This window comes from Actinoplanes sp. NPDC023714, assembly GCF_040639855.1.
In the GTDB taxonomy this organism is placed as follows: domain Bacteria; phylum Actinomycetota; class Actinomycetes; order Mycobacteriales; family Micromonosporaceae; genus Actinoplanes.
In genome coordinates, this window is sequence record NZ_JBFAAR010000010.1 from 190,865 (window position 1) to 213,377 (window position 22,513).

Annotated in this window: 25 protein-coding genes; 13 read left to right on the top strand and 12 right to left on the bottom strand. The window is 70.2% G+C overall.

Going from position 1 to position 22,513, the window contains the following annotated elements; translation table 11 throughout:
- Window position 1 precedes the first annotated feature (1 nt).
- On the bottom strand, window positions 2–421 hold the full coding sequence (locus tag AB0G10_RS34560; RefSeq protein WP_360931554.1) for a hypothetical protein: 420 nt from the start codon (window positions 419–421) through the stop codon (window positions 2–4).
- A gap of 55 nt (window positions 422–476) precedes the next feature.
- On the opposite strand from AB0G10_RS34560, the gene AB0G10_RS34565 reads away from it, so the two are divergent.
- The 3 genes from AB0G10_RS34565 to AB0G10_RS34575 are packed head-to-tail and all read left to right on the top strand — an operon-like array spanning window position 477 to window position 5,471.
- Window positions 477–1,217, top strand: coding sequence for a sulfite exporter TauE/SafE family protein (locus AB0G10_RS34565; RefSeq protein ID WP_360931558.1), 741 nt, complete (start codon window positions 477–479; stop codon window positions 1,215–1,217).
- Window positions 1,218–1,250: 33 nt separating this feature from the next.
- Window positions 1,251–4,553 (top strand): hypothetical protein, encoded by a 3,303-nt coding sequence (locus AB0G10_RS34570; RefSeq protein WP_360931561.1) that lies wholly within the window; start codon window positions 1,251–1,253, stop codon window positions 4,551–4,553.
- An 18-nt stretch (window positions 4,554–4,571) separates the two neighbouring features.
- Window positions 4,572–5,471, top strand: coding sequence for an aminotransferase class IV (locus AB0G10_RS34575; RefSeq protein ID WP_360931564.1), 900 nt, complete (start codon window positions 4,572–4,574; stop codon window positions 5,469–5,471).
- A gap of 4 nt (window positions 5,472–5,475) precedes the next feature.
- On the opposite strand, the gene AB0G10_RS34580 is transcribed toward AB0G10_RS34575, so the two are convergent.
- On the bottom strand, window positions 5,476–6,174 hold the full coding sequence (locus AB0G10_RS34580; protein ID WP_360931567.1) for an HAD family hydrolase: 699 nt from the start codon (window positions 6,172–6,174) through the stop codon (window positions 5,476–5,478).
- 37 nt (window positions 6,175–6,211) lie between these two features.
- Entirely contained in the window at window positions 6,212–6,772 is a 561-nt protein-coding gene (locus AB0G10_RS34585) for a hypothetical protein (protein WP_360931570.1), read from the bottom strand.
- Between the two features lie 453 nt (window positions 6,773–7,225).
- Here AB0G10_RS34585 and AB0G10_RS34590 point away from each other — a divergent pair, with 453 nt between their 5' ends.
- The 4 genes from AB0G10_RS34590 to AB0G10_RS34605 all read left to right on the top strand — a co-directional run bounded on the left by AB0G10_RS34590 (window position 7,226) and on the right by AB0G10_RS34605 (window position 10,724).
- Window positions 7,226–8,134 carry an ABC transporter ATP-binding protein gene (locus AB0G10_RS34590; RefSeq protein ID WP_360931573.1) on the top strand — a complete coding sequence of 303 codons (909 nt, stop codon included), beginning with the start codon at window positions 7,226–7,228 and terminating at the stop codon, window positions 8,132–8,134.
- On the top strand, window positions 8,131–8,901 hold the full coding sequence (locus tag AB0G10_RS34595; RefSeq protein WP_360931576.1) for an ABC transporter permease: 771 nt from the start codon (window positions 8,131–8,133) through the stop codon (window positions 8,899–8,901). Before AB0G10_RS34590 ends, AB0G10_RS34595 begins: the two co-directional genes overlap by 4 nt.
- Before the next feature lie 9 nt (window positions 8,902–8,910).
- Entirely contained in the window at window positions 8,911–10,029 is a 1,119-nt protein-coding gene (locus AB0G10_RS34600; protein WP_360931579.1) for a histidine kinase, read from the top strand.
- Between the two features lie 89 nt (window positions 10,030–10,118).
- Window positions 10,119–10,724 (top strand): response regulator transcription factor, encoded by a 606-nt coding sequence (locus AB0G10_RS34605; RefSeq protein WP_360931582.1) that lies wholly within the window; start codon window positions 10,119–10,121, stop codon window positions 10,722–10,724.
- 138 nt (window positions 10,725–10,862) lie between these two features.
- Here AB0G10_RS34605 and AB0G10_RS34610 read toward each other — a convergent pair whose 3' ends face one another.
- The gene (locus tag AB0G10_RS34610) at window positions 10,863–12,203 is read right to left on the bottom strand and encodes a ricin-type beta-trefoil lectin domain protein (protein WP_360931585.1); all 1,341 of its coding nucleotides are present in this window, start codon (window positions 12,201–12,203) and stop codon (window positions 10,863–10,865) included.
- Window positions 12,204–12,858: 655 nt separating this feature from the next.
- Between AB0G10_RS34610 and AB0G10_RS34615 the strand changes: the two genes are divergently transcribed.
- Window positions 12,859–13,425, top strand: coding sequence for a hypothetical protein (locus AB0G10_RS34615; protein ID WP_360931588.1), 567 nt, complete (start codon window positions 12,859–12,861; stop codon window positions 13,423–13,425).
- Window positions 13,426–13,538: 113 nt separating this feature from the next.
- Here AB0G10_RS34615 and AB0G10_RS34620 read toward each other — a convergent pair whose 3' ends face one another.
- Together AB0G10_RS34620 and AB0G10_RS34625 are read right to left on the bottom strand one after the other, a co-directional pair.
- Window positions 13,539–13,856, bottom strand: a complete 318-nt coding sequence (locus AB0G10_RS34620; RefSeq protein ID WP_360931591.1) for a hypothetical protein — start codon at window positions 13,854–13,856, stop codon at window positions 13,539–13,541.
- Between the two features lie 283 nt (window positions 13,857–14,139).
- Entirely contained in the window at window positions 14,140–14,874 is a 735-nt protein-coding gene (locus AB0G10_RS34625; RefSeq protein WP_360931934.1) for a maleylpyruvate isomerase N-terminal domain-containing protein, read from the bottom strand.
- Between the two features lie 138 nt (window positions 14,875–15,012).
- Here AB0G10_RS34625 and AB0G10_RS34630 point away from each other — a divergent pair, with 138 nt between their 5' ends.
- Window positions 15,013–15,162, top strand: a complete 150-nt coding sequence (locus AB0G10_RS34630; RefSeq protein WP_360931594.1) for a hypothetical protein — start codon at window positions 15,013–15,015, stop codon at window positions 15,160–15,162.
- 56 nt (window positions 15,163–15,218) lie between these two features.
- Here AB0G10_RS34630 and AB0G10_RS34635 read toward each other — a convergent pair whose 3' ends face one another.
- A complete protein-coding gene (locus tag AB0G10_RS34635; protein WP_360931597.1) occupies window positions 15,219–15,713 on the bottom strand; it encodes a hypothetical protein in 495 nt (164 codons plus the stop codon).
- A gap of 339 nt (window positions 15,714–16,052) precedes the next feature.
- On the opposite strand from AB0G10_RS34635, the gene AB0G10_RS34640 reads away from it, so the two are divergent.
- Window positions 16,053–16,289 carry a hypothetical protein gene (locus AB0G10_RS34640; protein WP_360931599.1) on the top strand — a complete coding sequence of 79 codons (237 nt, stop codon included), beginning with the start codon at window positions 16,053–16,055 and terminating at the stop codon, window positions 16,287–16,289.
- A 118-nt stretch (window positions 16,290–16,407) separates the two neighbouring features.
- Here AB0G10_RS34640 and AB0G10_RS34645 read toward each other — a convergent pair whose 3' ends face one another.
- Both AB0G10_RS34645 and AB0G10_RS34650 read right to left on the bottom strand, forming a co-directional pair.
- Complete coding sequence (locus AB0G10_RS34645) at window positions 16,408–16,851, bottom strand: hypothetical protein (protein ID WP_360931602.1); 444 nt, start codon at window positions 16,849–16,851, stop codon at window positions 16,408–16,410.
- A gap of 175 nt (window positions 16,852–17,026) precedes the next feature.
- Window positions 17,027–17,281, bottom strand: a complete 255-nt coding sequence (locus AB0G10_RS34650; RefSeq protein WP_360931605.1) for a hypothetical protein — start codon at window positions 17,279–17,281, stop codon at window positions 17,027–17,029.
- A gap of 161 nt (window positions 17,282–17,442) precedes the next feature.
- Between AB0G10_RS34650 and AB0G10_RS34655 the strand changes: the two genes are divergently transcribed.
- Genes AB0G10_RS34655 through AB0G10_RS34665 form a run of 3 tightly spaced genes read left to right on the top strand, consistent with a single transcriptional unit; the run spans window position 17,443 to window position 19,612 of the window.
- Window positions 17,443–18,156, top strand: coding sequence for a GntR family transcriptional regulator (locus AB0G10_RS34655; protein ID WP_360931608.1), 714 nt, complete (start codon window positions 17,443–17,445; stop codon window positions 18,154–18,156).
- Complete coding sequence (locus tag AB0G10_RS34660; RefSeq protein WP_360931611.1) at window positions 18,153–18,980, top strand: sterol desaturase family protein; 828 nt, start codon at window positions 18,153–18,155, stop codon at window positions 18,978–18,980. The genes AB0G10_RS34655 and AB0G10_RS34660 overlap by 4 nt, the downstream gene beginning before the upstream one ends.
- Window positions 18,981–18,985: 5 nt before the next feature.
- Window positions 18,986–19,612: a lysoplasmalogenase gene (locus AB0G10_RS34665; RefSeq protein ID WP_360931614.1), complete on the top strand. Its 627-nt coding sequence runs from the start codon at window positions 18,986–18,988 to the stop codon at window positions 19,610–19,612.
- Window positions 19,613–19,616: 4 nt separating this feature from the next.
- Here AB0G10_RS34665 and AB0G10_RS34670 read toward each other — a convergent pair whose 3' ends face one another.
- Genes AB0G10_RS34670 through AB0G10_RS34680 form a run of 3 tightly spaced genes read right to left on the bottom strand, consistent with a single transcriptional unit; the run spans window position 19,617 to window position 22,451 of the window.
- On the bottom strand, window positions 19,617–20,591 hold the full coding sequence (locus AB0G10_RS34670; protein ID WP_360931617.1) for a sugar kinase: 975 nt from the start codon (window positions 20,589–20,591) through the stop codon (window positions 19,617–19,619).
- A complete protein-coding gene (gene eda, locus AB0G10_RS34675; protein WP_360931620.1) occupies window positions 20,563–21,186 on the bottom strand; it encodes a bifunctional 4-hydroxy-2-oxoglutarate aldolase/2-dehydro-3-deoxy-phosphogluconate aldolase in 624 nt (207 codons plus the stop codon). Before eda ends, AB0G10_RS34670 begins: the two co-directional genes overlap by 29 nt.
- Window positions 21,183–22,451, bottom strand: a complete 1,269-nt coding sequence (locus AB0G10_RS34680) for a tagaturonate reductase (protein WP_360931623.1) — start codon at window positions 22,449–22,451, stop codon at window positions 21,183–21,185. Before AB0G10_RS34680 ends, eda begins: the two co-directional genes overlap by 4 nt.
- Window positions 22,452–22,513: the final 62 nt, after the last annotated feature.

The following is a 22,513-nucleotide window of genomic DNA, read 5'->3' on the forward strand; positions in this document are numbered from 1 at the left end:
CTCAGTCGCTCACCCAGCCGGCCACCGACATCCCGGCCGGGGTGAGGGAGAACGCGAGCGCCACGACGGTCACGACCAGGCCGGCGATCAGGGCGACGAGCAGCTTCCGGTTCCCGCGCGCGTAGCCGACGATCAGCGTCAGCACCGAGGCGATCAGGCTGAAGCCGAGCAGCAGCGGCGCCATGGTCAGCGTCCACATGACCGGCACGGCCCAGGCCCAGCCGGCGAAGACGTCCGCGGTCGCGGTGTACTCGTCGTCGGTCGACGGGATGTACCAGAACCCGGAGAACTGCGACGCGTGGTCGACCGCCAGCGCGAAGCACACCGCGTACCAGGCGGCGAAGCCGATCTGGAGACCGGCCAGCGCCCAGCCCTCGGTGCGGGCGGGCTTGCGGGCGGAGAGGCTTGCCACAGCGGTCATCGCAGCATCGTAGACGTCCGCCAGGCCTCAGCCGACACACACGTAGGGTCAGGCGATGATCATCGGAGAAGTGCTGGCCCTCGTCGGCGGCGGGCTCGCGGCGGGCGCCGTCAACGCGATCGCGGGCGGCGGCTCCCTGATCACGTTTCCGCTGCTCGTCGGCATCGGCCTGCCGGGCGTGGCCGCGAACGTCAGCAACGCGCTCTCGGTGGCGCCCGGCTATGCCGCCAGCGTCGCGGGCAGCCGTCCCGATCTGGTGGGGCAGGGCCGGCGGGTGGTCGCGATCCTGCCCACGATCGTGGCGGGCGCGCTCTGCGGAAGCGCCATCCTGCTGCTCACCCCGCGCGGCGTGTTCGACGTGGTGGTGCCGTTCCTGCTGCTCGCGGCCGCGTTCCTGACGGCGTTCCAGGACCGGTTGAAGAATCTGGCCGGCGGCCGGCAGCGCGGCATGCTGCCGATGCAGGTCGCGGTCTTCGCGTGCGGCGTCTACGGCGGCTACTTCAACGCGGCGATGGGCGTGCTGCTGATCGCGTTGCTGTCGCTGGTGCTCGACGAGCCCCTGCGCCGCATCAGCGCCCTCAAGAACGTCTTCAGCGCCGTCGTCGGCACCACCACGGTCCTGATCTACAGCGTCTTCGGCCCGGTCAACTGGGCCGTCGTCGCGGTTCTCGCACCCTCCACGATGATCGGCGGGTATTTCGGCGCCCGCCTGGCCCGCCGCCTCCCGTCGGCGGTGCTGCGATGGACGATCGTCGCGTTCACCACTGTCGTCGCGGTGGTCCTCTTCCTGACCTGACACGACCTTGCATCCGTACGGGAAACTCACACGGTGACCAGCGCACCCTCCAGCTATCCCTGTCCCCATTGCGGGACGGTGGCCTCGGCCGTCACCGGCTGCCCCGGATGCGGGCGGGCCCCGGACGCCGACGCGCTGGAGGTGATGCGCCTGGACGCCGAGCTGTCCACGCTCCGCGGCGACCTGGACCGGGCCCGCGCCGAGGTCACGTCCCTGCAGCAGCGCATCACCGACACGACGACGCGGCGCAACGCCGTCGCCTTCCGTGTCACGTCCTCGGTCAGCGCCGCCCAGTCCGCCCAGTCCGCGCCGGCGCCCTCCCCTTCTCCCCCACTCTCTGCTCCGCCGGCTCCCGAGCCCCGGCTCAGCACGCTGACCGTGCAGAACGTGCTGTTCGCCCTCGGCGGCCTGCTGCTCATCGTCGCGGCGGCCGTCTTCACGGCCGTGGCCTGGGCGCAGGTGGGCGTCACCGGCCGCGCCGCCATCCTCGCCACCGCCACGGCCGCCGTCCTCGCGGTGCCCCCGTTCGCGAAGCGGCGCGGCCTCACCTCGGCGGCGGAGACCCTCGCGGCGGTCGGGCTGCTGATGATCCTGCTGGACGGCTACGCGGCCTGGGCGGTCGATCTCCTCCAGATCCAAGGTCAAGATCCACAGAGGTACGCCGCTGCCGTCTGCGCGGTCACCGCGGCGGTGGCGTTCGGGTACGCACGTCTCACCGGACTCCGCGGACCCCGGATCGCGGCCCTGCTCGTCGGCCAGCCGGTGCTGCCCCTGCTGGCCGCCTCGGCCGGCGCCGGCCCGATCGCCTGGTCGCTGACGCTGACCGGGGTCCTCGCCCTGAACCTCGCGGTCCTGCACCGCCGCCGCTTCGCCCCGGCCGGCCTCGCCCTGGTCGCCTACGCCTGCGGCGCCACGGCCGCCGCCGTCTCCGCCGCGATCGCCGTCGCGAACCTGTCCACGGCCGCCACCGCGACCGGCGCCGCCCTGGCCGGTGGGGCCCTCGTGCTGGTCACGGCCGTGGCGACGGCCGGAACGGTCCTCGCCCGCAACCGGCAGGCCCAGACCGCGGCGGCCGGCCTGCTCGCCCTCGCCGTGGCCCTCACGGCCGGCGCCTGGTCCCTCCGCCTGGGGACGGATCCTCGCCACTGGAGAGAGGTGGACCCGGGGGTCCTCCGCCTCGCCGTGGTGGCCCTCGTGATCGCCGTCCTCGCCGCCGTGCTCCGTCCCCGCCTGCCCGAGCCGGTCGGCCGGGGCCCGTGGGCGGCGGCGCTGCTCGTGACCGCGGTGCCCGCGCTCGGCGCCGCCGGTGCGGTACTGCTCGCCGCCGGTGCGAGCGTCGAGGCGGCGCTCCCGGTGTTCGGCGCGTCGCCCGGCGAACGGGTCGGCGGTCCCGGCTGGACGTTCCTCGCCGCCACGGTCGCGGTGCTCTGTTCGTACGCAATCCTGCTCCACCGCCGGCACCGCACGGACCTGGCCCTGACCGCCCTGGCCGGGACCGCTCTGCTGGCGCCCGCGGCGTTCCGGCTGCCCTGGTGGACCGCCGTGATCATGGGCCTGACCGCCGCCGCAGGCGCGATCGCCCTGGCCACCCGCCGCCGCATTCTCGGTCTCACCCTGTCCGCGCTGCTAGCCGGGCACGCTGTGATCATCGCTCTCGGTGACCCTGCGGTCGGTGCGGGCGCCTTCGCGGCGGTGGCGCTCATCGGTTTCGCGGGCGCCTATCTCGTACGTCCCTTCGGCGCCACCCTGGTGACCGTAGCCCTGCTGGCCGTCCCGCAGGTGGTGTGGCTGACGCTGTTCGCCCTCGACGTCTCGCCGACCTGGCAGGTCAGAGCCCAGTTGATCGTGGCGGTTGCGATGGTCGCCGCGGCCCGGGCGGTCCCCTGGTACCGCTCGCAGGTCTCGGCCGTGGCCCTCCTGCTGTGCGCCGCCGTGCCCGTCCTCGCGCTCGTGTCCGAGGATCCGGTGGCACTCTACGCGGCGGCCGCCCTGCTTCTCGTCACTCTCAGTGCGGTGACCTGGTTCGCCGTGGCGGCCGTGGTGCCGGTGATCGTGCTGGTCTATGCGGCGGCGCCGGAACTGTCGGCCGTGCTGCTCGAGCCCTATGCGGCGGTGGAGTCGTTCTGGTCCGGGGACGTGCCGGAGGCGGCCACGGCCCGGTGGTCCACGCTGATGGCGCTGCTGATCGTCGCCGGTGCCGCGGCGGTGGCCGGCCATCGGTCGGCGGGCGGTCGCGCCGCCGCGTGGGCTGCCGCCCCGGTCGTCGCCGTCGTCGTGCCGGTGGCCTTCGCGGTGGCCGGCGCGCCCTGGCCGTCGGCAGTCCTCGCCGGGCTGGTGGCCGGGCTCCTCGGCCTGGTGGCGGTCGCGGTCGTGCCGTCGCCGGCGGGGTGGACCGCTGTCGTCTTCGTACCCCTCGTGACGGCCGGACTCGCCGGGACGACACCCGTCCAGGGCGCCATGGTGGCCGGGTTCGCGCTGGTCACGGTCGCGGCGGCGGTGTGCGGCGCAGCCGGGCGCGTCCGGATCGGAAGGGTCGCCGGCTGGGTGGGGGCGTCCGTCGCCACGGTTGTCGTCGCGTACACATCAAGCCAGATCTCCGACCTCGGACCCGGCGCCGGACCGCTCAGCGTCCTCGCCGCGGCGGCCGTGGCCGCGGCCCTCGAATCCGTGCTCGCCACCCGCCGCCCCCGGGAAGCGCCCGCCGTGGCCGCCGTCGCCCACGCATCCGCCCTGGTAGCGCTGCTGATCGCCGGCACCCTCGGCCGCGCCGCCCTGATCGCCACCCTCTGGGCGCTGGTGCTCGGACTGCGGGCGTTGCACCCCGGCCCGGAACGGTTCCGCTACACCATCGCCGCGGCCGGCGCAGCGCTGCTCGGCTGGTGGCTGTTCCTCGGCGCCCGCGACGTCGCCACCCCGGAGATCTACACCCTCCCGGCCGCCGCGACCGCCCTCGCCGCCGGCCGGCTGGCCCGCCACCGCAGGCCCGGCCTGCCGTCCTGGACCGCCTACGGCCCGGCCCTGGCCGCGGCATTCCTCCCCACCCTCGCGGTGATCGGCGGCGACGGCCCGGAATACCTGCGCCGCCTCCTCCTCGGCCTCGCCGGCCTGGCCGTCCTCCTGGCCGGCGCCCGGGCCCGGCTGCAGGCCCCGGTCGTCACCGGCGGCATCGTGCTGGTGCTGACCGCCCTGCACGAACTTTTCCGGGTGTGGGATCTGGTGCCGCGCTGGGTGCCGCTCGCGGTCGGCGGTCTGCTGCTGGTCGGCACGGCGACCACCATGGAACAGCGGCGGCGGGATCTGTCGCGGCTGCGCAGCGCGGTCGGCCGGATGAGCTGAGCCGATTATGATCAGGCGATGCTGCAGCGGTACGACGAGCGGAACGCGGACATCCACTACTGGGTCAACGGGGAGTTGCTGCACCGCAGCCGGCCCGGTCTGTCGCCTTTCGACTCGGTCGTGCAGGGTGGTGACGCGGTCTGGGAGGGGCTGCGGCTCTACCAGGGGGCGATCTTCGGGCTGACCGAGCACCTGGCCCGCCTGCGGCGCTCGGCGACCGCGCTCGGGTTCACCGGCATCCCGGACGACGACACGATCATCGAGGCGCTGGTGGCGACACTGCGGGCGAACGAGATGTACGACGGTGTGCACGTGCGCCTCACGCTCACCCGGGGCGTGAAGGTCACGAGCGGCATGGATCCGCGGCTCAACCAGGCCGGACCCACGCTCGTGGTGCTCGCCGAGTTCAAGGCGCCGGTGTACGACACCAGCGGCCTGCGCCTCGCCACGTCGAGTGTGCGCCGTCCCGGCCCGGACGTCCTCGACCCGAAGATCCACCATGCGAACCTGCTGAACTCGATCCTCGCCAAGATCGAGGCGAACGCCGCCGGCGCCGACGACGCGCTCATGCTGGATCAGCGCGGATTCGTCGCGGAGACGAACGCGACCCACCTGTTCGCCGTCACCGGCGGCGCGCTGATAACGCCGTGGACCGTCGCGTGCCCGGAAGGGATCACCCGCCAGACGGTTCTCGACCTGGCGCCGGCGCACGGTGTCGCGGCGACCGTCCGGGACATCTCGCTGACCGAGATGTACACCGCCGACGAGGTCTTCTGCACCGGCACGATGGGTGAGATCGCCGCCGTCACGGTGATCGACGGCCGCGAGATCGGCGACGGGACGGTGGGTCCGGTGACGGCCCGGATCGCCCGGCTGTACCAGGAGCACGCGGCGGCAAACGGAGTCCGGATCCTCTGACCGGTCAGAGGCGGTGGGCGGCCATCTCGTCGTAGTACGGCCGCGCCGCCTCCACCAGCGGGCGCAGCCGGTCCGGCACCCGGGCCGGCGAGGGGTCGTACGCGGCGAAACCCGTGGAAGCGTGCACTGCGGCGTACCAATGAGGGGCCCACACGCCGTCCTCCTCGCGCGGACCCGGCGCCCAGGAGAGCATGGCCTCGTCGAAGGCGAGGCCGAGCGCCTCGCAGAGGCGCCGCAGCGTGGCCGCCGGATCGCGCAGCACGTCGGCGGCGTCCACGACCGGGCCGCCGAACTCGCGGAACAGCGAGATCTGCTGCGGGAAACCGAGGTCGTCGAGGGTGGGTTCGCCGCGGACCTTGGCGTAGGAGGCGACGACGTGCGCCGGGTCGCGGATCAGGAATGCGTGGGTGAGTGATCCGAGCCAGTCGCGGCCCACCTCGGGGAGCAGGTGGTGGGTCATCTGCTTCTGGTAGAGCACGGGCGCCGGGCACGGCCCGGTGAGCTGCGCCGCCACGTCCTGCCAGCGCCGCGGCTGACTGGCCAGGACCTGATCCCGCCCGGGGTGGTCGATTCCGGTCGCGGCGAGGTAGTACGCGTAGAGCGGCTCGTCCACCGCCACGGTGTCGGCCCGCGAGCCGAAGCTGCGCATCATGGCGGTCGAGATGTTCCTGGGCCCGGACCACATGGCAACCCGCGTCGTCATGGCGGGATTGTCGCAGCCGGACGTGACATTCTGAAGATCAGCCGACGCGCTCCCAGTCCGACCAGTGCTGCGGGTGGTAGGTGCGCTGCCACAGCGACCCCTCGTCGTCCAGGACGAGCACATGCAGGCGTCCCGGCCCCGGCGCGGCGACGGCGATGTCGACGACGGTCCCCTGCGGCGCGGACCTGCTGTACCACGGATCCCAGGGATTGCCCTGCCAGTGCCAGCGGTGCGAGAGGTCGCCGTCGGTGCCCATCACGAAGATCTCCTGGTGCTTCTCCTGATAGCTCGTGCCCGTGACGGCCTGGCTCGGCGACCGGTCGGCGGGCCGGCCGAGGGAGCCCCAATCCGACCACTTCCGGTCGACGTACCAGCGATGCCAGATGTCACCGTCCGCTGCCACGACGAACGCCTCCAGCTGTCCCCGGAGCGGCGAGGTGAGCGCGATGTCCCGGGCCGTGCCGCCGAACCGGGCGGGGTACCAGTCGTGCCACGGATGCCCGTCCCGCTTCCAGCGGTGGGCGACCTTGCCGTTCGCGCCGACGCCGTACAGTTCCCGCCAGCTCGGTGAGCCGGAGACGGCGGCGACGGCGACCACCGGGCCGATCTCGCTGGAGGTGCTCAGTTTCTCCCATCTCGACCATTCGCCGTGGCTGAGGCGGCGGGAGTTCCCCGCGCTCCGTGACCCCGAACAGGAATACCCGGCCGTCGCCTCCCGAACAGGCCGCGATCCGCCGCACCGATCGCACCCGGCGCTGGAACCCATAGACCGGGATGAAAACGACGGCCAGCAGGACGACGGTGAGCACCCACCGCCATGAACGTATCCAGCCGGTCGACACCTGGGTGGAGAGGAGGTTCACGAGAAGGCCGGTGACGACTGAGATGATCGACGCGATGAGGGCCGATGTACCGCGGGGCATGAGCGGAGACGCTATCCAAACCGGCCGGTCTCCGGCACTGTCCACTCAGGCAGAACATGACATCTGTCATCGGAACTCGTGAACGGGCGCACTGCCGCCCCCTCCCGAAAGGCCGAAGACTGGACGGCATGATCGAGGTGGAGAGTGTGCGACGGCGCTACGGCGGCTTCGAGGCCGTCAAGGGGATCTCGTTCGAGGTGCGGAGCGGGGAGTTGTTCGCGCTGCTCGGCACGAACGGGGCCGGCAAGACGACGACGATGGATCTCATCGCCGGTTTCGGGAGGCCGGACGGCGGGAGCGTGCGGGTTCTGGGCTGCGACCCGTACACGGAAAGGTCTTCGATCCGGCCCCGCCTCGGCATCATGCTGCAGGAGGGCGGCCTGCCGCCCGATCTCACCGTGACCGAATCCGCCGCCATGTGGGCGGGCACTCTGACCGATCCGCGGCCGGTCGCGGAGGCGCTCGAGATGGTGCAGTTGCGGCATCGTGAGCAGGTGTTCGTCCGTCAGTTGTCCGGTGGTGAGCGGCGCCGGCTGGATCTGGCGCTGGCGGTGATGGGGCGGCCGTCGGTGCTGCTGCTCGACGAGCCGACGACCGGTCTTGATCCGGAGAGTCGGCGCAACGCGTGGCAGATGGTGCGCGGGCTGCTCGCCGGCGGCGTGACGGTGCTGCTCACGACGCACTACCTCGACGAGGCGCAGGAACTCGCCGACCGGATCGCGATCATGCACGACGGGGAGATCGTCACGTCCGGTTCGACGGCCGAGGTGGTCGCCCGGCATCCGGCGCGGATCTCGTTCCACCTGCCCGCCGGCGTGCGATTGCCCGACCTTCCGGGACTTCAAGATCAAGTTCCAGAGCCTGGGGTACGGGCGGAGCACGTGGCTCTCCGTACCCGAGATCTGCAACTCACGCTGACCGAGCTCCTCATCTGGGCGCGCCGCCACGACGTGGAACTGGCCGGCCTCGACGCCCGTCAGGCCTCGCTCGAGGAGGCGTTCCTGGCCGTCGCCGACACCGAGAAGGTGCCCTCATGAAGATCCGATCGGTGGGCGCGGCCGAGCTGAGGCTGTTCGGCCGCAACCGGACCGCGATGTTCAGCGCCCTGGCCATGCCGGTGATCCTGGCCCTCGCCATCTCCGGTTCCGGGATGGCCGAGGCGGGCGGCACGTCGTCGGCCGCGCTCGTGGTGACGTCGCTGCTCGGGTACGTGCTGCTCGCGGCCGTCTACTACAACCTGGTCACCACCTATGTGGCCCGGCGCGAGGAGCGGGTCCTCAAACGGCTGCGCGCCGGCGAGCTGAGCGACGCCGCGATCCTGACCGGCATCGCGGCCCCGATGGTGGCGGTGGCGCTCGGGCAGATGGCCGCCTTCGTGGTCGGTGGCGCGCTCCTGGTCGGCTTGCCGGTCCCGGTCAACGTACCCTTGCTCCTGCTCGGCGCTCTGGGCGGTGTCATCGTCTTCGTCCTGCTCGCGGCGGTGTCGGCCGTCTTCACCCGGACCGCCGAGTCGGCCCAGGTCACCACGCTGCCGGTGCTGCTCGGCTGCCTGTTCGCGTCGATGCTGCACCCGGTGCTCGACGACGCCCCGGCCGCGGTGACAGCGGTGCTGAGGGCGATGCCGCTGAGCCCGATCGTCGATCTGATGCGGCTCGGCTGGCTCGGGACGACGGGTGAGGCGGATCCGGCCGGGTTCGTCGCGGTGCTCGGGGAGGCGCTGGTCCCGGCCGCCATCACGGTCGCGTGGATCGTCGCCGGCCTGCTGGTGGTCCGCCGCAGGTTCCTCTGGGACCCGCGCCGATAGGTTGTCCCCATGATGCCCACGTCCCGCGCCGCCCGGGTCGACGTCACCATGCGCGGGTCGCTCTACCTGCTCTTCGGGATGGTGCCGCTCTCGGTCACCGGCCAGGTCGACGCGGCGGCGGGCAACCTCGCGGTGCTCGCCGCCGTCCTCTCGGGTGTGCAGGCGGTCGCCGCGGTGCTGCTGCTCCACCAGGCGCTCGACCACCGCCTCGGCAAGGGCCCGAAACCCCGGTGGCGCATCGTGGTCGTCGCCGCGCTGACCGCCGCGACCCTGGCGGCGGCCGCCCCGGTCACCGGCGGCGAGTCCTGGGCGATCGTCGTGATCACGGTGTTCTCCGCCCTGCTGGTCGCGCTCGACCCGATGACCGGCACCCCGGTGACGATCACCCTCGGGCTGCTGGCGTGGCTCGTCGCGGCCGGCCCGGACGTCCGATCCCTGCCGCTGTTGCTGCTGCCGCTGGCCGGGCTCGTGACCGAGCGGTGGACGGTGTGGACACTGGACATCATCTGGCAGCTCGACGACGCTCAGCACGTGAAGGCGGAACTGGCGGTCGCCGAGGAGCGGCTGCGCTTCGCCCGCGACCTGCACGACGTGGCCGGCCGTACCCTCTCGGTCGTCGCCGTCAAGGCCGAGCTCGCCGCCCAGCTCGGCAAGCGCGGCCGCCCCGAGGCCGTCGCGGAGATGCTCGAAGTGCGCCGGATCGCCCAGGACTCGCTCACCGAACTGCGCGCCGTGGTGAGCGGCCTGCGCACGGCCCGCCTCGACGAGGAACTGGCCGGCGCCCGCTCGCTCCTGGACGCCGCCGGCATCACCTGCCGCGTCATCGGCGACGGCAGCGGCCTGGGCCGGCGCGCCCGGACCACCCTGGGCTGGGCGATCCGCGAGACGACCACGAACGTGCTGCGGCACAGCAGGGCCTCGGAGTGCACGATCGAGCTGGACCGTTCCTCCGACGGCATGGTGACGTTGAGCGTCGTGAACGACGGCGCCTCCGGCGGCCCGGTGTCCTTCGGCAACGGCCTGACCGGCCTGTCGGAGAGGGCCGCGTCCTCGGGCGGCACCGTCGAGGCCGAGACGCTGGCACCGGACCGGTTCCGGGTGATCGTGCGCCTGGAGGCAGCCGCGTGAGCCGCATGTTCCTCCTTCCAGGGGCCGCCTCGTGATCCGCATCCTCCTGGAGGCCGCCTCGTGATCCGCATCCTCCTGGAGGCCGCCTCGTGATCCGCATCCTTCTCGCCGACGACGAGCATCTGATCCGCGGCGCCCTCGCCGCCCTGCTCGCCCTCGAGGACGACCTCGTCGTCGTGGGCCAGGCCGCCACCGGCGCCGAAGCGATAGCCGCGGCCCGCGCCCTCGAACCGGACGTCGCAGTGGTCGACCTCCAGATGCCCGACCTCGACGGCGTCACCGTGGCAGCCCGCCTCCGTACCGAGGTCCCCGCCTGCCGCACGATGATCGTCACCAGCCACGGCCGGCCCGGCCACCTGAAGCAGGCCCTCGCCGCCGGCGTCCGCGGCTTCCTCCCCAAAACCGTCTCCGCCGACGACCTGGCCATGGTGGTCCGCACCGTCCACGCCGGAGGCCGCTACGTCGACCCGCAGCTCGCGGCCGAGGCCATCAGCGCCGGCGACAGCCCACTGACCGCCCGGGAAGCCGACGTGCTCCAGCTGGCCGCCTCGGGCGCCCCGGTCGAGGAGATAGCCCGCCGGGCGTCACTGTCCGCGGGCACCGTCCGCAACTACCTCTCCTCGGCGGCCGGCAAGCTGGGAGCCGCCAACCGCCACGAGGCGGCGAGGATGGCCCGCCGACGAGGCTGGATCTGACCGAGCCCGGTGGTGCGAGCATCATCCGGCTCACCCTCCTCCAGCGCGACCCAGACCCCGATATTCGACCAGATCCCGAGCCTTGCGGAGCCCTCAGGCTCGTCGTTGCTCGTTCGGCTCCACCAGGCCGAAGCCTCGTCACGCGGCCTTGACGAAGTACTGTGCGGCCGATCCGTTGCAGTCCCAGATCTGCAGTCGGGCGCCGTCCGCTGTCGAGCCTCCCGGGGAGTCCAGGCACTTGTTGGAGTTCGGGTTGCGCAACCGGTTACCTTCCTGGACCCAGTTCTGTGCGCCGCTGCCGTTGCAGTCCCAGAGCTGCACCTTCGTGCCGTTGGTCGTGCCGGCGCCGGCGACGTCGAGGCACCGGCCCAACGTCCGCAGGGTCTGGCCGGCCCAACTCCACTGCTGATCCTTCGACACGGAAGGTCCCTGGCAGGTCCACAACTGCACGGCCGCGCCATTGCCACCCGTGTCGTTTCCGGCCACGTCCACGCACTTGCCGCTCGGCCCGTTGACCTGCGTCGCGGGTCCGCCGGCGCTTCCGCCATCCTGGTAGTAGCGCACGTAGTCGATCGACGCGGTGAGCGGGAACTGACTCTGCACAGGGTTCTGCCCGGGATATGTGCCGCCCAGCGCCAGGTTGAAGATGATGTGGAACGGCTTGCGGAACTCCTCCAGGGTCGCCGGTGTCGTGTCGATCACGTGCGTTTGCACACCGTCGATGTACCAGCGGATCTGCGCGGCTGTCCATTCGATCGCGTAGACGTGGAAGGCCGCGGCGTTGTTGACGGCGGGGTTCGCGACATAGTTGGCGTTCTGACCGGCGGTCCACGGGAACACGCCGGTCCGGAGGTCCCAGAAGATGTTGTTCGTCACGGTCGCGTTGGCGTTCGCGTGTTCCATGATGTCGACCTCGCCGCAACTGGCCCAGTTGGTGGGCAGGCGGTCGTAGTAGGTCTGCGCGGGGTTGTAGGCGCTGGTGGACGTCTCGTCGCACGAGTCACCGAGCATCCAGAAAGCCGGCCACGAGCCGGCGGCGGTGGGGAGCGCCATGCGGGCCTCGATGCGACCGTACTGGAAGGACCGCTTCGTGTCCGTCGTCATGCGGCAGGACGTCTGGTAGAAGTTGCGGCCGTTGACCGTGATGGGCGTAGTGAGCCAGTTGGCGCGCATCACGAGGTTGCCGCCGGACTGGGTGCAGTTCTCGGGGCGGTACCACTCCCACTCGCCGTTGCCCCAGCCGTCGAAGGCGTTGAGGCCGGGGTTGAGGCCGTTGCCGACGTTGTAGTTCCAGTTGGCGCTGCTGGGCGCGCCGGACCCGTTGAACTCGTCGGCCCACACGAGGTTCCACGCGGCGTGTGCGGGCTGCTGCTGGACGACCACGCTGCCGGCGAGTGCGGTGACGGCCGCGGTGAGGAGGACCAGGAGGCGCCGGCGGCTGCGCAGCGCTCGGTCCGCGAAACCTGCATTCGTTGTCACTGAGAACGTCCTCTCGTACGAGTGGTCCGATCTGCTGCGAGGGGTGACACGAGACGCGTATTCGTTAACATTATTACGAAAACATTTCCAGCTGTCGATGCTCGCCGCCGTGCTGGAGACCCCGGACGGGCAGCCGCCATTCGCGATCTTTGCTGGAGTTCGGGGTTGCCGGCGGCGGCATCGTCCGTGGCTGCTTGACTGTGGGGTGGTTTGATGCCCCTGACGGATGTTTCCGATCTTGGCCTGTCGACCGTCCTGATCAACTTGGGCATGGTCGTCGTGATGGCGGTGGTCATCGGCGCGGTGCTACGTCTGCTGGACCCGCGCCTGCCGGGGCGGCGCGCTCCCGGTGCCGGCCGCCGAGGCTCCCGAGGTGCCGCGTCCCCGTGCTGGATGGGAAGGCTGTCGTGGAGCGGGAGAGCGGCGCGAGCCGGTGGATCCGAGCCCGTGTTCCTTCTCGTTGCAGTTCCACGGTGCGAGCCGGCGCGCAGCTGCGGAAGTTGACTCGGGTTTGTCTGCGGTAGTCCCGGAGGCGGGATCGCAAGACCGGCTGTTTGCCTTTGCGTGGCATGTGGCCTGCTGCGCCGGCCCCAACGCGAACGCACTCCTTTGCCGATGAGAGTGCGCCGCGTCAGGGAGGCAAAGCCTCGGAACAATGGCCCCAACTCTTCACTACGATCTTACGAATCTTGGTGGGCGCCGTGCCCGCATCGAAGGGATGAATGTGTCTGGCAAGCGGCTCGATGCGGAGTGGTTAGTTGGCTGGTGTGAACAGACTTCGGCGACACTTGAAGTTCTCATGGCGTCGTTCTCGGAGAAGCACGGATACCCTCCTGGGGAGAATGCCGTCACCCTCGCGACGGATGAGAGCCATGCGGCGACAGACTCGCTGATCGACCTCACCCCGATCCCCTCCGACCTGACCACGCTCTACTGGGTGGTCCACGAGGCGTCCTTGCCTGACCTCAGCAACGGATACTTCATCCACTCGGCTTCGACAGTCGCTGAGCACTTCCAGGAGTACGGAGCTGTTCGGATCGACGACGAGTGGCCGGCGCTCGTGTTTGGAAGTGACGGCGGAGGTCACCTGTTCGCGGTAACGGGGAGTGGGCGAGTGTGGAGGTCGACCACGGCCTCCTGGTTCGACGAATTCAAGATGGTCGCGCCTAGCATTCAGGAGTTTCTTGCACAGATCGGGCAGGTGGTCGTGAGGCAGGCCTGATCAGGCATTTGCGCATTGCGTTACCCGCTCGCGACTGATCTGATCCGCTGAAAGTATGGGCTGGGCGGCTCGCGCGCCGCTATGGATTCACGTGGTGGGGGATCACGCGGCGGTCAAAGGGTGGCGGTCAGGCCAAGGACCTCGCAACTCCAGCCTAATGCCGGCGAACTGTGCCAGGCCGGGCGCTGGCCGGAACGGGCGAGTCGGCGCCCCTCTTCGAAGGAGGCCCGGTGCGTAGGACTGCTGGACAGGTAGCGGCGGATCAGCATATCGGCCTCGAGCGTGAGGTTCTGACTGATCAGGAACTCGAGCAGGTCCTGGGCGCAGGCCCGCGGTCGCAGGAGCCCGTCCGGTACAGCGTCTTGCAACGCGTGCGGGTCACGTGTCGTGCTGAACCACGGCAGTGCGACATTCTCGAGGTCATCGGCCAATGCTTCGCATCGATGACACGATGGGCCGTATCGGTCAGCACGGCTGTGCCGTTTCGAGACAGGTCGAGGTACCTAGCCCACGGTTGGCCGAGGCCGATCGAACGATCGCGAACCTCACCGACTTTCGCGGCCAGGCGCTCGCTCGCCTCGCTGCGCAACACGATGAGACTGTCCGGCTCCGCGAGATCGCCAGCGGCAACAGCCGTGTGACCCACCTGCCCGCCGGACGGACAGCCGTCATCGGGCCGTGCAGATGACCACCGCAGCGCTGACCGACTCGCCCTCATGCCAGCGTGAGCCACCGGATGCCGAGCTGTTCCACCCGCGCAGCATCCGCCGATCCGAGCGACTGCCGTCCGGTTGCCTTACGCAGAAAGGTAAGTCGGTCCCAACCCAGCTCGCGGATCGCATTCATCCAATCCGAGCCGAGTTGCAGCTCCATCACGACGTCTCCGGCCTGCCGAGTCAGCCAAGGTGCTTGCCCCAGCGCGTCGGCGATGTCGAGACCGTGGACGGCGATCTCGACCACCCGAGTGAGCAGGAACTGCGACAGCAACATCGCGTCCCCATGCCGAGTGCGCACCACCCGATCCTCCCGCTCAGCGCGGCACTGCCGATCCACCAACTGCCATGTCGCGGTGAAATCCGCGACAAGCGCGGCACCGCCACCCAACCCGGCCGCATGATCCTGCGCCAAACCGATCCGGGCCGCATTGGTCGTCCCGGCGAAACGGTCGTCCGGCCGGTAGTAGTCGATCGCGGAGACCTCGGCCCTCGCAGGCTCGGCAGCAGTCAGCATGCCCGGCAGCCAGGCAATCACCACCCGGACATGACCCAACAGCTCCCGGACCGTCCACGGCTCACACCTCGTCGGGAGGTGCCATTCCTCCTCGGACAAACCTGCCACCGCCCGAGAAAGACTCTCGGCCTCAAGGCGGAACGCGTCCAGCGCACGGCTCAACGTCATGTCGATCAAGCTATCAACCGACTTCGCGCAACAGCCGTCCGTGAACTGCATCACTCGAAGAGGCTGGAAACGCAACACAGCGGCCAATGTCCCTGGCGAACCCGGGGGTTCCGGCGAGCCTGCTCGTTTAGCAACACGACGCCACTGCACACGCCCTCTGCGAAGAGAGGGCACACCTTCGTCACCACCATGCTCGACGCCGGCGTCAGCCTCCGCGACGTCCAGATCGCCGCCCGTCACGCCGACCCACGCACCACCATCCGATACGACCGCGCCCGCAAGAACCTCGACCGACACCCGAACTACATCCTGGCAGCCTTCATGGCCTCCGGAACGTAGTCGAGATCAACTCGCGACCGTGCCGATGAGAGTGCGCACTTGTTTAGGGATCCGCCTCAGATAGAGGTCGCTCGGGCTTCTCTGATGCATCGCTTTTCGAAGGCGATCGCTTCCGTGCAACGCCAGTTGCTGGACTCTGTTTCCGGGTTCCACTCGGGCAATTCTTCACGATCTCGGATGGCCTGATAGCAGAAGTCGAGAATGCCGTAAACCACCTCGCCACTCAGACCCGCGGGCGCCTCTTCGCAGGCAATGAGCGCGGTGAGAACGCTGTGGACCCCAGCTTCGTCGTCTGCGTCGGCCTGAACCTCTCCGAACGACGAGACGAGTTCGACCGGGAATTCGGGGCGTTCTCTGCCTGCGGCCACCGCCTCGCGCCCGGCGACCATCGCTGTGGTGATCCAGTCACGTGCAGCAACCGTCTTGATCGGCTCCATGCGCTCGACAGTCCAACCGATTACCCGTATCGCGAGGGCCAGTCCTTCCCGCCGCCCGATCCGGGCCAGCACTGGACGAAGCGGTCCCATCTCAAGGTCCCAGTAGTAGGTCATCGGATGATGATGCGGTAAGCATTACCAGGGGCTCTCGCCGACTCGTGATTCACGCTCTCCACGCCGATGTGGTACTGGTGTCATCTCAAGTCGTGGTGTCCGGTTTACGTTGCGTGATCCGGCATCCTGGTTCGGTACAAGGATCTGCCCAACGGCAGGATGTCATCGGCCATGTGGCGTGCCAAATTCCCGCGCTGGCAACCGCGCTTGTCGCGCTGCCGTCCTTGCTGGACGAGTTCCCGTCAGTGCGGGAACCTCACCTCTTTGGCGGCGATGCCCGGCTCCTGCTGTGGTCGGTCGCCGATCCAGCCACCGGCGACCGCCGGGCCGATTTGCTCGATGAATCTCTCCGAGTTTCCCGACATGATGAAGGCACACATCGACCGTCTGGTTCAAGGGGTGACGTCGCCGATCGGCGCCACACCGATCGCCACCTCGAATGGCTACTCCATCGTCACCAGTCGCGAAGGCGATGAAGAAATCTTCCCGCCGATCCCGGCCGGCTCTGTGAATGGGTCAATACGGGAGGGGCAAAGCCTGGAACCGGACTCGCCGTTGCCTCAACTGTTTCTCTAGCCAGCCGCAGGGTCCCGGTTCGCCCGGCATGCGGTATCCGGATCTGCCCGCGAGTCGCGCACGCTGGGAGACGTGCGCCCAGCGAGAACGTCAGGTTTCGTAATTGGGCTGAATTTGGTCAGCTCGGCGGCGGAAGGCCGGCGTCACGGAACGCTCGGTCGACGTGTCGCCGGTCGCCGTTGCGGTAGTCCAGTGAGGGCCAATCGGTGCCGTTGACGACGACCAAGACGCTGACCCCGACTCGTTGGAGCACTGTGGCGATGCGTTCGACCTCTGCAAGGTTGTCGGTCCAGGTGTAGGTGGTGTGCATGTTGGCCCATTTGCTGCGGTCGGCGGCGAGCACGACAGCAAAGGCGGTGAAGCCGCCGACGGGCATGGTGATCCAGTTCGGGATGCCGGTGAAACGGCTGATGGTCAACCCGGCTGCGGCTCCGGAGACGCAGAAGCCCGTAAGGGCGGCCCAGCCCGCCGCGTTGAGCTCTGCGGTGCGAAATAGCTCTCGGCGCCGACCAATCCTCGAAGACGACAGGTAGGCCGCTGATTGACGTTGGCGTTCGGGCATGACCCCACCATGCCATCCGTCTACTACCGGCTCGTTCGACAACGCACTGTTCTGCCGCCGATAACTTGAAAGCTCAGAGCATGAGTACTGAGACCAACTGCGTGACCCGCTTGGTGATCTTGGACGTTTCGCCACCGAAAACGGTGGTGGAACGTCCAAGATCGCAGGGGCGTCTTTATCGCCGGGCGCGCTGCCGAGGGCACAGCACGGTGATGCGATAGGACAGGCCGACGTTGGACCAGGTCCGGCCGCGCAGCGTGAGGCAGACGCCGACCCGGTCGTCGTGCTCCGGGTGCTCGAAGTAGTCCGCGACCGCGCCGACCAGACCCTCCTGCTTGGTGCCGGGCACCTGGAGCAGACCGACGGCGATCTGGATCTCGGCGTCGTCGGGTTCGCCGACGGTGTACCAGTGGGTGTCGGCCAGGAACAACTGCGCGCCGCTGGCAGTTCGGTCCCATCATGCCGGATGCCGGGTCGGGGATGTCGCCGATCCAGGCCCTCGGGCCGGTGAGACCCGCCGTGGCGAGACCGGCAACCGCAACTGGTCCAACCAGTTGACGGGTTGAGGTGTGACGGGGCACACTGCCGCTCATGACTTTCGATCCGGCACCCCGGCAATCGGTCTCCGACCACGTCTTCGGGCGGCTTCGGGACGCCGTCGTGCGCGGGCGGTACGCGCCGGGGGACGCGCTGCCCAGCGAGCGTGACCTGGCCGGCACGTTCGCGGTGAACCGGCACGCGGTGCGGGAGGCGCTGCGCCGGCTGCAGCAGCTCGGCCTCGTGAAGGTGAGCCAGGGCGGGGCCACCCGGGTCCTCGACTGGCGCAGCAACGCCGGGCTCGACCTCGCGCTCAGCGCCGGCACCGACGTGCTGCCCGTCGCCACCCTCGGGCGCGACGTCATGGAGATGCGCGCCTGCATCGGCGCGGACGCGGCCCGGCTGTGCGCGGTGCGGGCGACGGCCGACGGGCGGGAGGCGATCGAGCGGGCCGCCGGCGACTACGCGGCGGCGGCGCCCGACCTGGCCGCCATGGCGGAGGCGGATCTCGCGTTCTGGCGGCGGATCGTCGAGGCGTCCGGGAACATCGCGTACCTGCTGGCCTTCAACAGCCTCACCGGCGGGGAGCTCGCGGTCGGCGGGATGCCGGCCGACGAGCGTACCCATGAACTGCTGGACGTGGCCGCCCACCGCACCCTCTCCCGATTGATCGCCGCGGGCGATGCGGCGGGCGCGGAACGCGCCGCGCGCGCCCTGCTGGCCAACCCCGCCCCCGTGACCGAAACCGACGAGATCGGAAGCCGATGATCCCCGCCGTCCTCTACGCCGTCCCGGCGTTCCTGCTGCTCATCGTGATGGAAGTGCTGTCGTTCCGGTTCCTGCCGGACGACGAGGAGCGCGGCTACGAGGCCCGCGACACCGCGACGAGCCTGTCGATGGGCCTCGGCAGCCAGATCATCGGCGTGCCGTGGAAGCTGTTCACCGCGGTGCTGTTCGCCGGCCTGTACGTGCTGAGCCCACTCAAGCTGGACCCCACCGACTGGTGGGTGTGGGTGCTGCTGTTCTTCGCCGACGACGTGGCCTACTACTGGTTCCACCGGCTGCACCACGAGGTGCGGGTGCTCTGGGCCGGGCACGTCGTGCACCATTCGAGCCAGTTCTTCAACTTCTCGACGGCGCTGCGGCAGAGCTGGACGCCGATGACCGCGCTGCCGTTCTGGCTCGGGCTCGCGGCGCTCGGCTTCCCGCCGTGGATGATCTTCCTGCAGCAGTCGATCAGCCTGGCGTACCAGTTCTTCCTGCACACCGAGCGCGTCGACCGGCTGCCCCGGCCGATCGAGTGGTTCTTCAACACGCCGTCGCACCACCGGGTGCACCACGGCTCCAACGATCCCTACCTGGACCGCAACTACGGCGGCATCCTGATCATCTGGGACCGGCTGTTCGGCACGTTCGAGCCGGAGGGCGAGCGTGTCCGATTCGGCCTGACCACCAACATCGACACCTATAACCCCTTGAAGGTCGCCACCCATGAGTACGCCGCCATCTGGCGCGACGTGAAGTCGGCACGGACGTGGCGGAGCCGGGCCGGCTACGTCCTCGGCCGTCCCGGCTGGCAGCCGGCCGCGTGAGCACCATGACCGATCGGCCGACCGGCGCCGCCACGCGCAGCCTGCCACTGACCCTGTTCGTCATGGCCGCGACCGTCGAGATCGTGGCGGTGGCGGCCGGTATCACCTGGCTCCAGTGGATCGCCAAGCCGCTGCTCGCGCCACTGCTGATCGGGCACCTCCTCCAGCACCGTAAGCCCGATCTGGTCGTGGTGGCGCTCGGGTTCGCGACGCTCGGGGACGTGGCTCTGCTCGTACCCGGAGAAGTTGCCTTTCTGATCGGGATGGGGTTCTTCCTGGGCGCCCAGATCTGCCTGATCGTGGCGTTCCTGAAGCGGGCCCGGCCGCGGCCGGTGCCGGTGGCCGTCTTCGCGCTGCTCTGGGTGCCGGCCAATGTGGTGCTCGGGGACGAGCTGGGCGCGCTGCGCGTGCCGGTGCTGCTCTACAGCCTGGCGCTGACCTCGATGGCGGCGGCCGCGGCCGGAGTGAATCGCCTGGTGGCGGCCGGTGGCGTGCTGTTCCTGATCTCCGACCTGCTGATCGGGCTGGACGCCGCCGGGACGACGGTGCCGGGGCACGGGGTGCTGGTCATGGGTACGTATGCGGCGGCGCTCGCGCTGATCACGGTGGGGTGGCTGCGGCCCCGCGCATAGGGCGTCACCGCCGGACCGCGGCTCCGGCGCCCCCGGCGAGGGCCATCACCTCGGCTGCGGTGGCCATGGAGGTGTCGCCCGGGGTGGTCATGGCCAGGGCGCCGTGGGCCGCGCCGTATTCGAGGGCGATCTCGAGCGGGCGGCCGGTCAGCAGGCCGTAGATCAGGCCGGAGGCGAAGGAGTCGCCGGAGCCCACGCGGTCGAGGACCTCCAGGCCGGTTCGCTCGGTCGCCCGCACCACGCCGGTGGCGGGCGACCAGGCCACGGCGCCGAAATCGTTGCGGCTGGCGCTGAGGACGCGACGGGTGGTGGTCGCCGCAACCGACAAGTCCGGAAATTTCCGGACATCGGGAACGCCGATCGCGACGTCGACATCCGGCAACCCCAGCGAACCGTTGTCCAGACTGGGCCGATAATTCACGTCATAGGACACTATCGTCCCGTGCCTCCGCGCCGCCTCGACCGCCTCCCCCACCACGGCACGCGCCGACGCCGACAGCGCCGCGAAGATCCCGCCGGTGTGGAACCAGCGGACCCCGAGCACGCCGAAGAGATGGTCCCAGTCGACGTCGCCGGGGGCCATCTGGGACGCCGCCGAATGACCACGATCGGACACCCCGAGGGCGCCGCGCACCCCGAACCCGCGCTCGGTGAAGTTGAGGCCGTTGCGGACCGACCGGCCCACCCCGTCGTAGGGCACCCAGCGCACGAGTGAGGTGTCCACCCCGCCGGTCAGCATGCAGTCCTCGACGAGCCGACCCACCTCGTTGTCGGCGAGCGCCGTGACGACCGCGGTCCGCATGCCGAAGACGCGGCGCAGGGCGCGGGCCACGTTGTACTCGCCGCCGCCCTCGGAGACCCGGAACGTCCGCGTCGTCCGTACCCGGCCCTCGCCCGGATCGAGGCGAAGCATCACCTCGCCGAGGCTGACCAGGTCGTATCGGCAGGTGTCAGCGTCCCGCAGCGGCAGCGACGTCACGCACCCCTCCGATCAGCGACCGGATCTGATCGAGATCGCCGGAGGCGAGCACGGCGCGCGGCACCATCCAGGAGCCGCCGACCGCGAGGACCGAGGGCAGCGCGAGATAGTCGCCGGCGCCGGCCGCGGTGATCCCGCCGGTCGGCACGAAGCGCACGTCCGGGAAGACGGCGCCGAGCGCGGCGACGGCCGGCGCGCCTCCCGAGGTGGAGGCCGGGAAGAACTTGACGGCCTCCAGGCCGCTCTCGAGTGCGGCCAGGACCTCCGTCGCGGTGGCGACCCCCGGGAGTACGGGCAACCCGAGCATCCGGCACCGCTCCACCACCGGGCGGGACAGTCCCGGGCACACGGCGAAGCGGGCGCCCGCCTCGGCGGCGAGGGTGGCCTGCTCCGGGGTGAGCACGGTCCCCGCCCCGACCAGCAGGTCACGGTTCCGCGCCATGGTGGCTATCGCGTCGAGGGCCGCCGGCGTACGCAAAGTGATCTCTGCGATGGGAACGCCGCCCTCGACGAGAGCACGACCGAGGCCGGCCGCGTGCGCGGCGTCGTCGAGCACGACGACCGGGATGACGGGATGGCCTTCGAGGATCTTCACCGGATCACCTTCTCCAGGGCCGCGACCGGCCCGGCCTCGCGGATGGCGCGCATGTGCCCGGCCACCTCGGCGGCGAGCCGGGGATGCCCGGCCAGGAACGACGGCTCGGACGAGTCCCGCACCGGATAGCCGTCGCCGAACTCGCCCTCCTGCCCGAGCAGCAGGCACGCGAGGGCGAAGACGGTCAGCGGCGCGGTCTCCCCCGCCTCCCACCGATCGAGCACGACCGGCAGGTTGCGGGTGTGCCACTTGGACAGCGCGTTCAGCGCGATGTCGGCGAGCCGGTGCTCGAGCGCCGGGTTGCCGAAGCGTTCCACGGTGGCGGCCGCGAACGCCGGGGCGTCGGCGGGCAGTGTCGGCAGCACCTCGGTGTCGAGCAGCCTGCGCAGATATTCGCCGGCGATCGGGTGCCGGACCGCGCCGCTCACCGTCGTGCATCCCAGCAGCGGGCCGACGGCGGCGAGAGCGGTGTGCGACCCGTTCAGGATGCGCACCTTCTTCTCCCGGAAGACCCCGATGTCGGGTACGAAGGCGAACGGCAACCCGGCCCGATCCAGCGGGAACTCCTCACGCAGGACCGTGTCCCCCTCCACGGCCCAGAGCGCGTAGCTCTCCCCGCGGATGTCCGATCCGTCCCGCCCCGGCACGATCCGGTCGACGATCGTGTCGTAGAACCGGCAGGCGGTCCCGACCCACGAGGCGAACGCCGGGTCCAGGGCGGACGCGTGCCGCAGCACGGCCGAGCGCAGCACCTGCCCGTTGTTCTCGGTCAGCTCGCAGGGCAGGAACAGCAGCCCCCGCTCCGGATCCCCGCCGTAGTGCCGCCACCGCTCGAACAGCAGCGCCGCCATCTTCGCCGGGAACGTCTCCGGCGGCGTGGCGCGCGGGTCGTCCCCCTGGTCGTAGACGATCCCGGCCTCGGTCGTGTTCGAGACGACCAGCCGCAGGTCCGGTCCCCGCATCACGGCGAGGCACCGCTCCCAGTCGGCGTACGCGTCCACCGCCTCCTGGATCACGTCGACCTCGGTGATCTCGGTGAAGGGCTCGCCGTCGCGTACCCCGTCGAGGACGACCCGGAAGGGCTCGGCCGACACCACCGACGGGGAGGATGTCACCTTGAACACGACGACCCCGTGATCGAGAACCCCCGATGCGTTGCCCTTCTGGATCATCCAGTCGGCGAAGGCTCGGAGGAAGTTGCCGGCGCCGATCTGCAGGACCCGTACCGGCCTGAGCTGCCCTTCGATGACGAGGCTCCCTTCCATGGTGGACGCGCCCGCCGGGCCCGTGTGATGATGCGCCTGCAAACGTTCCCACAAATTCCAGA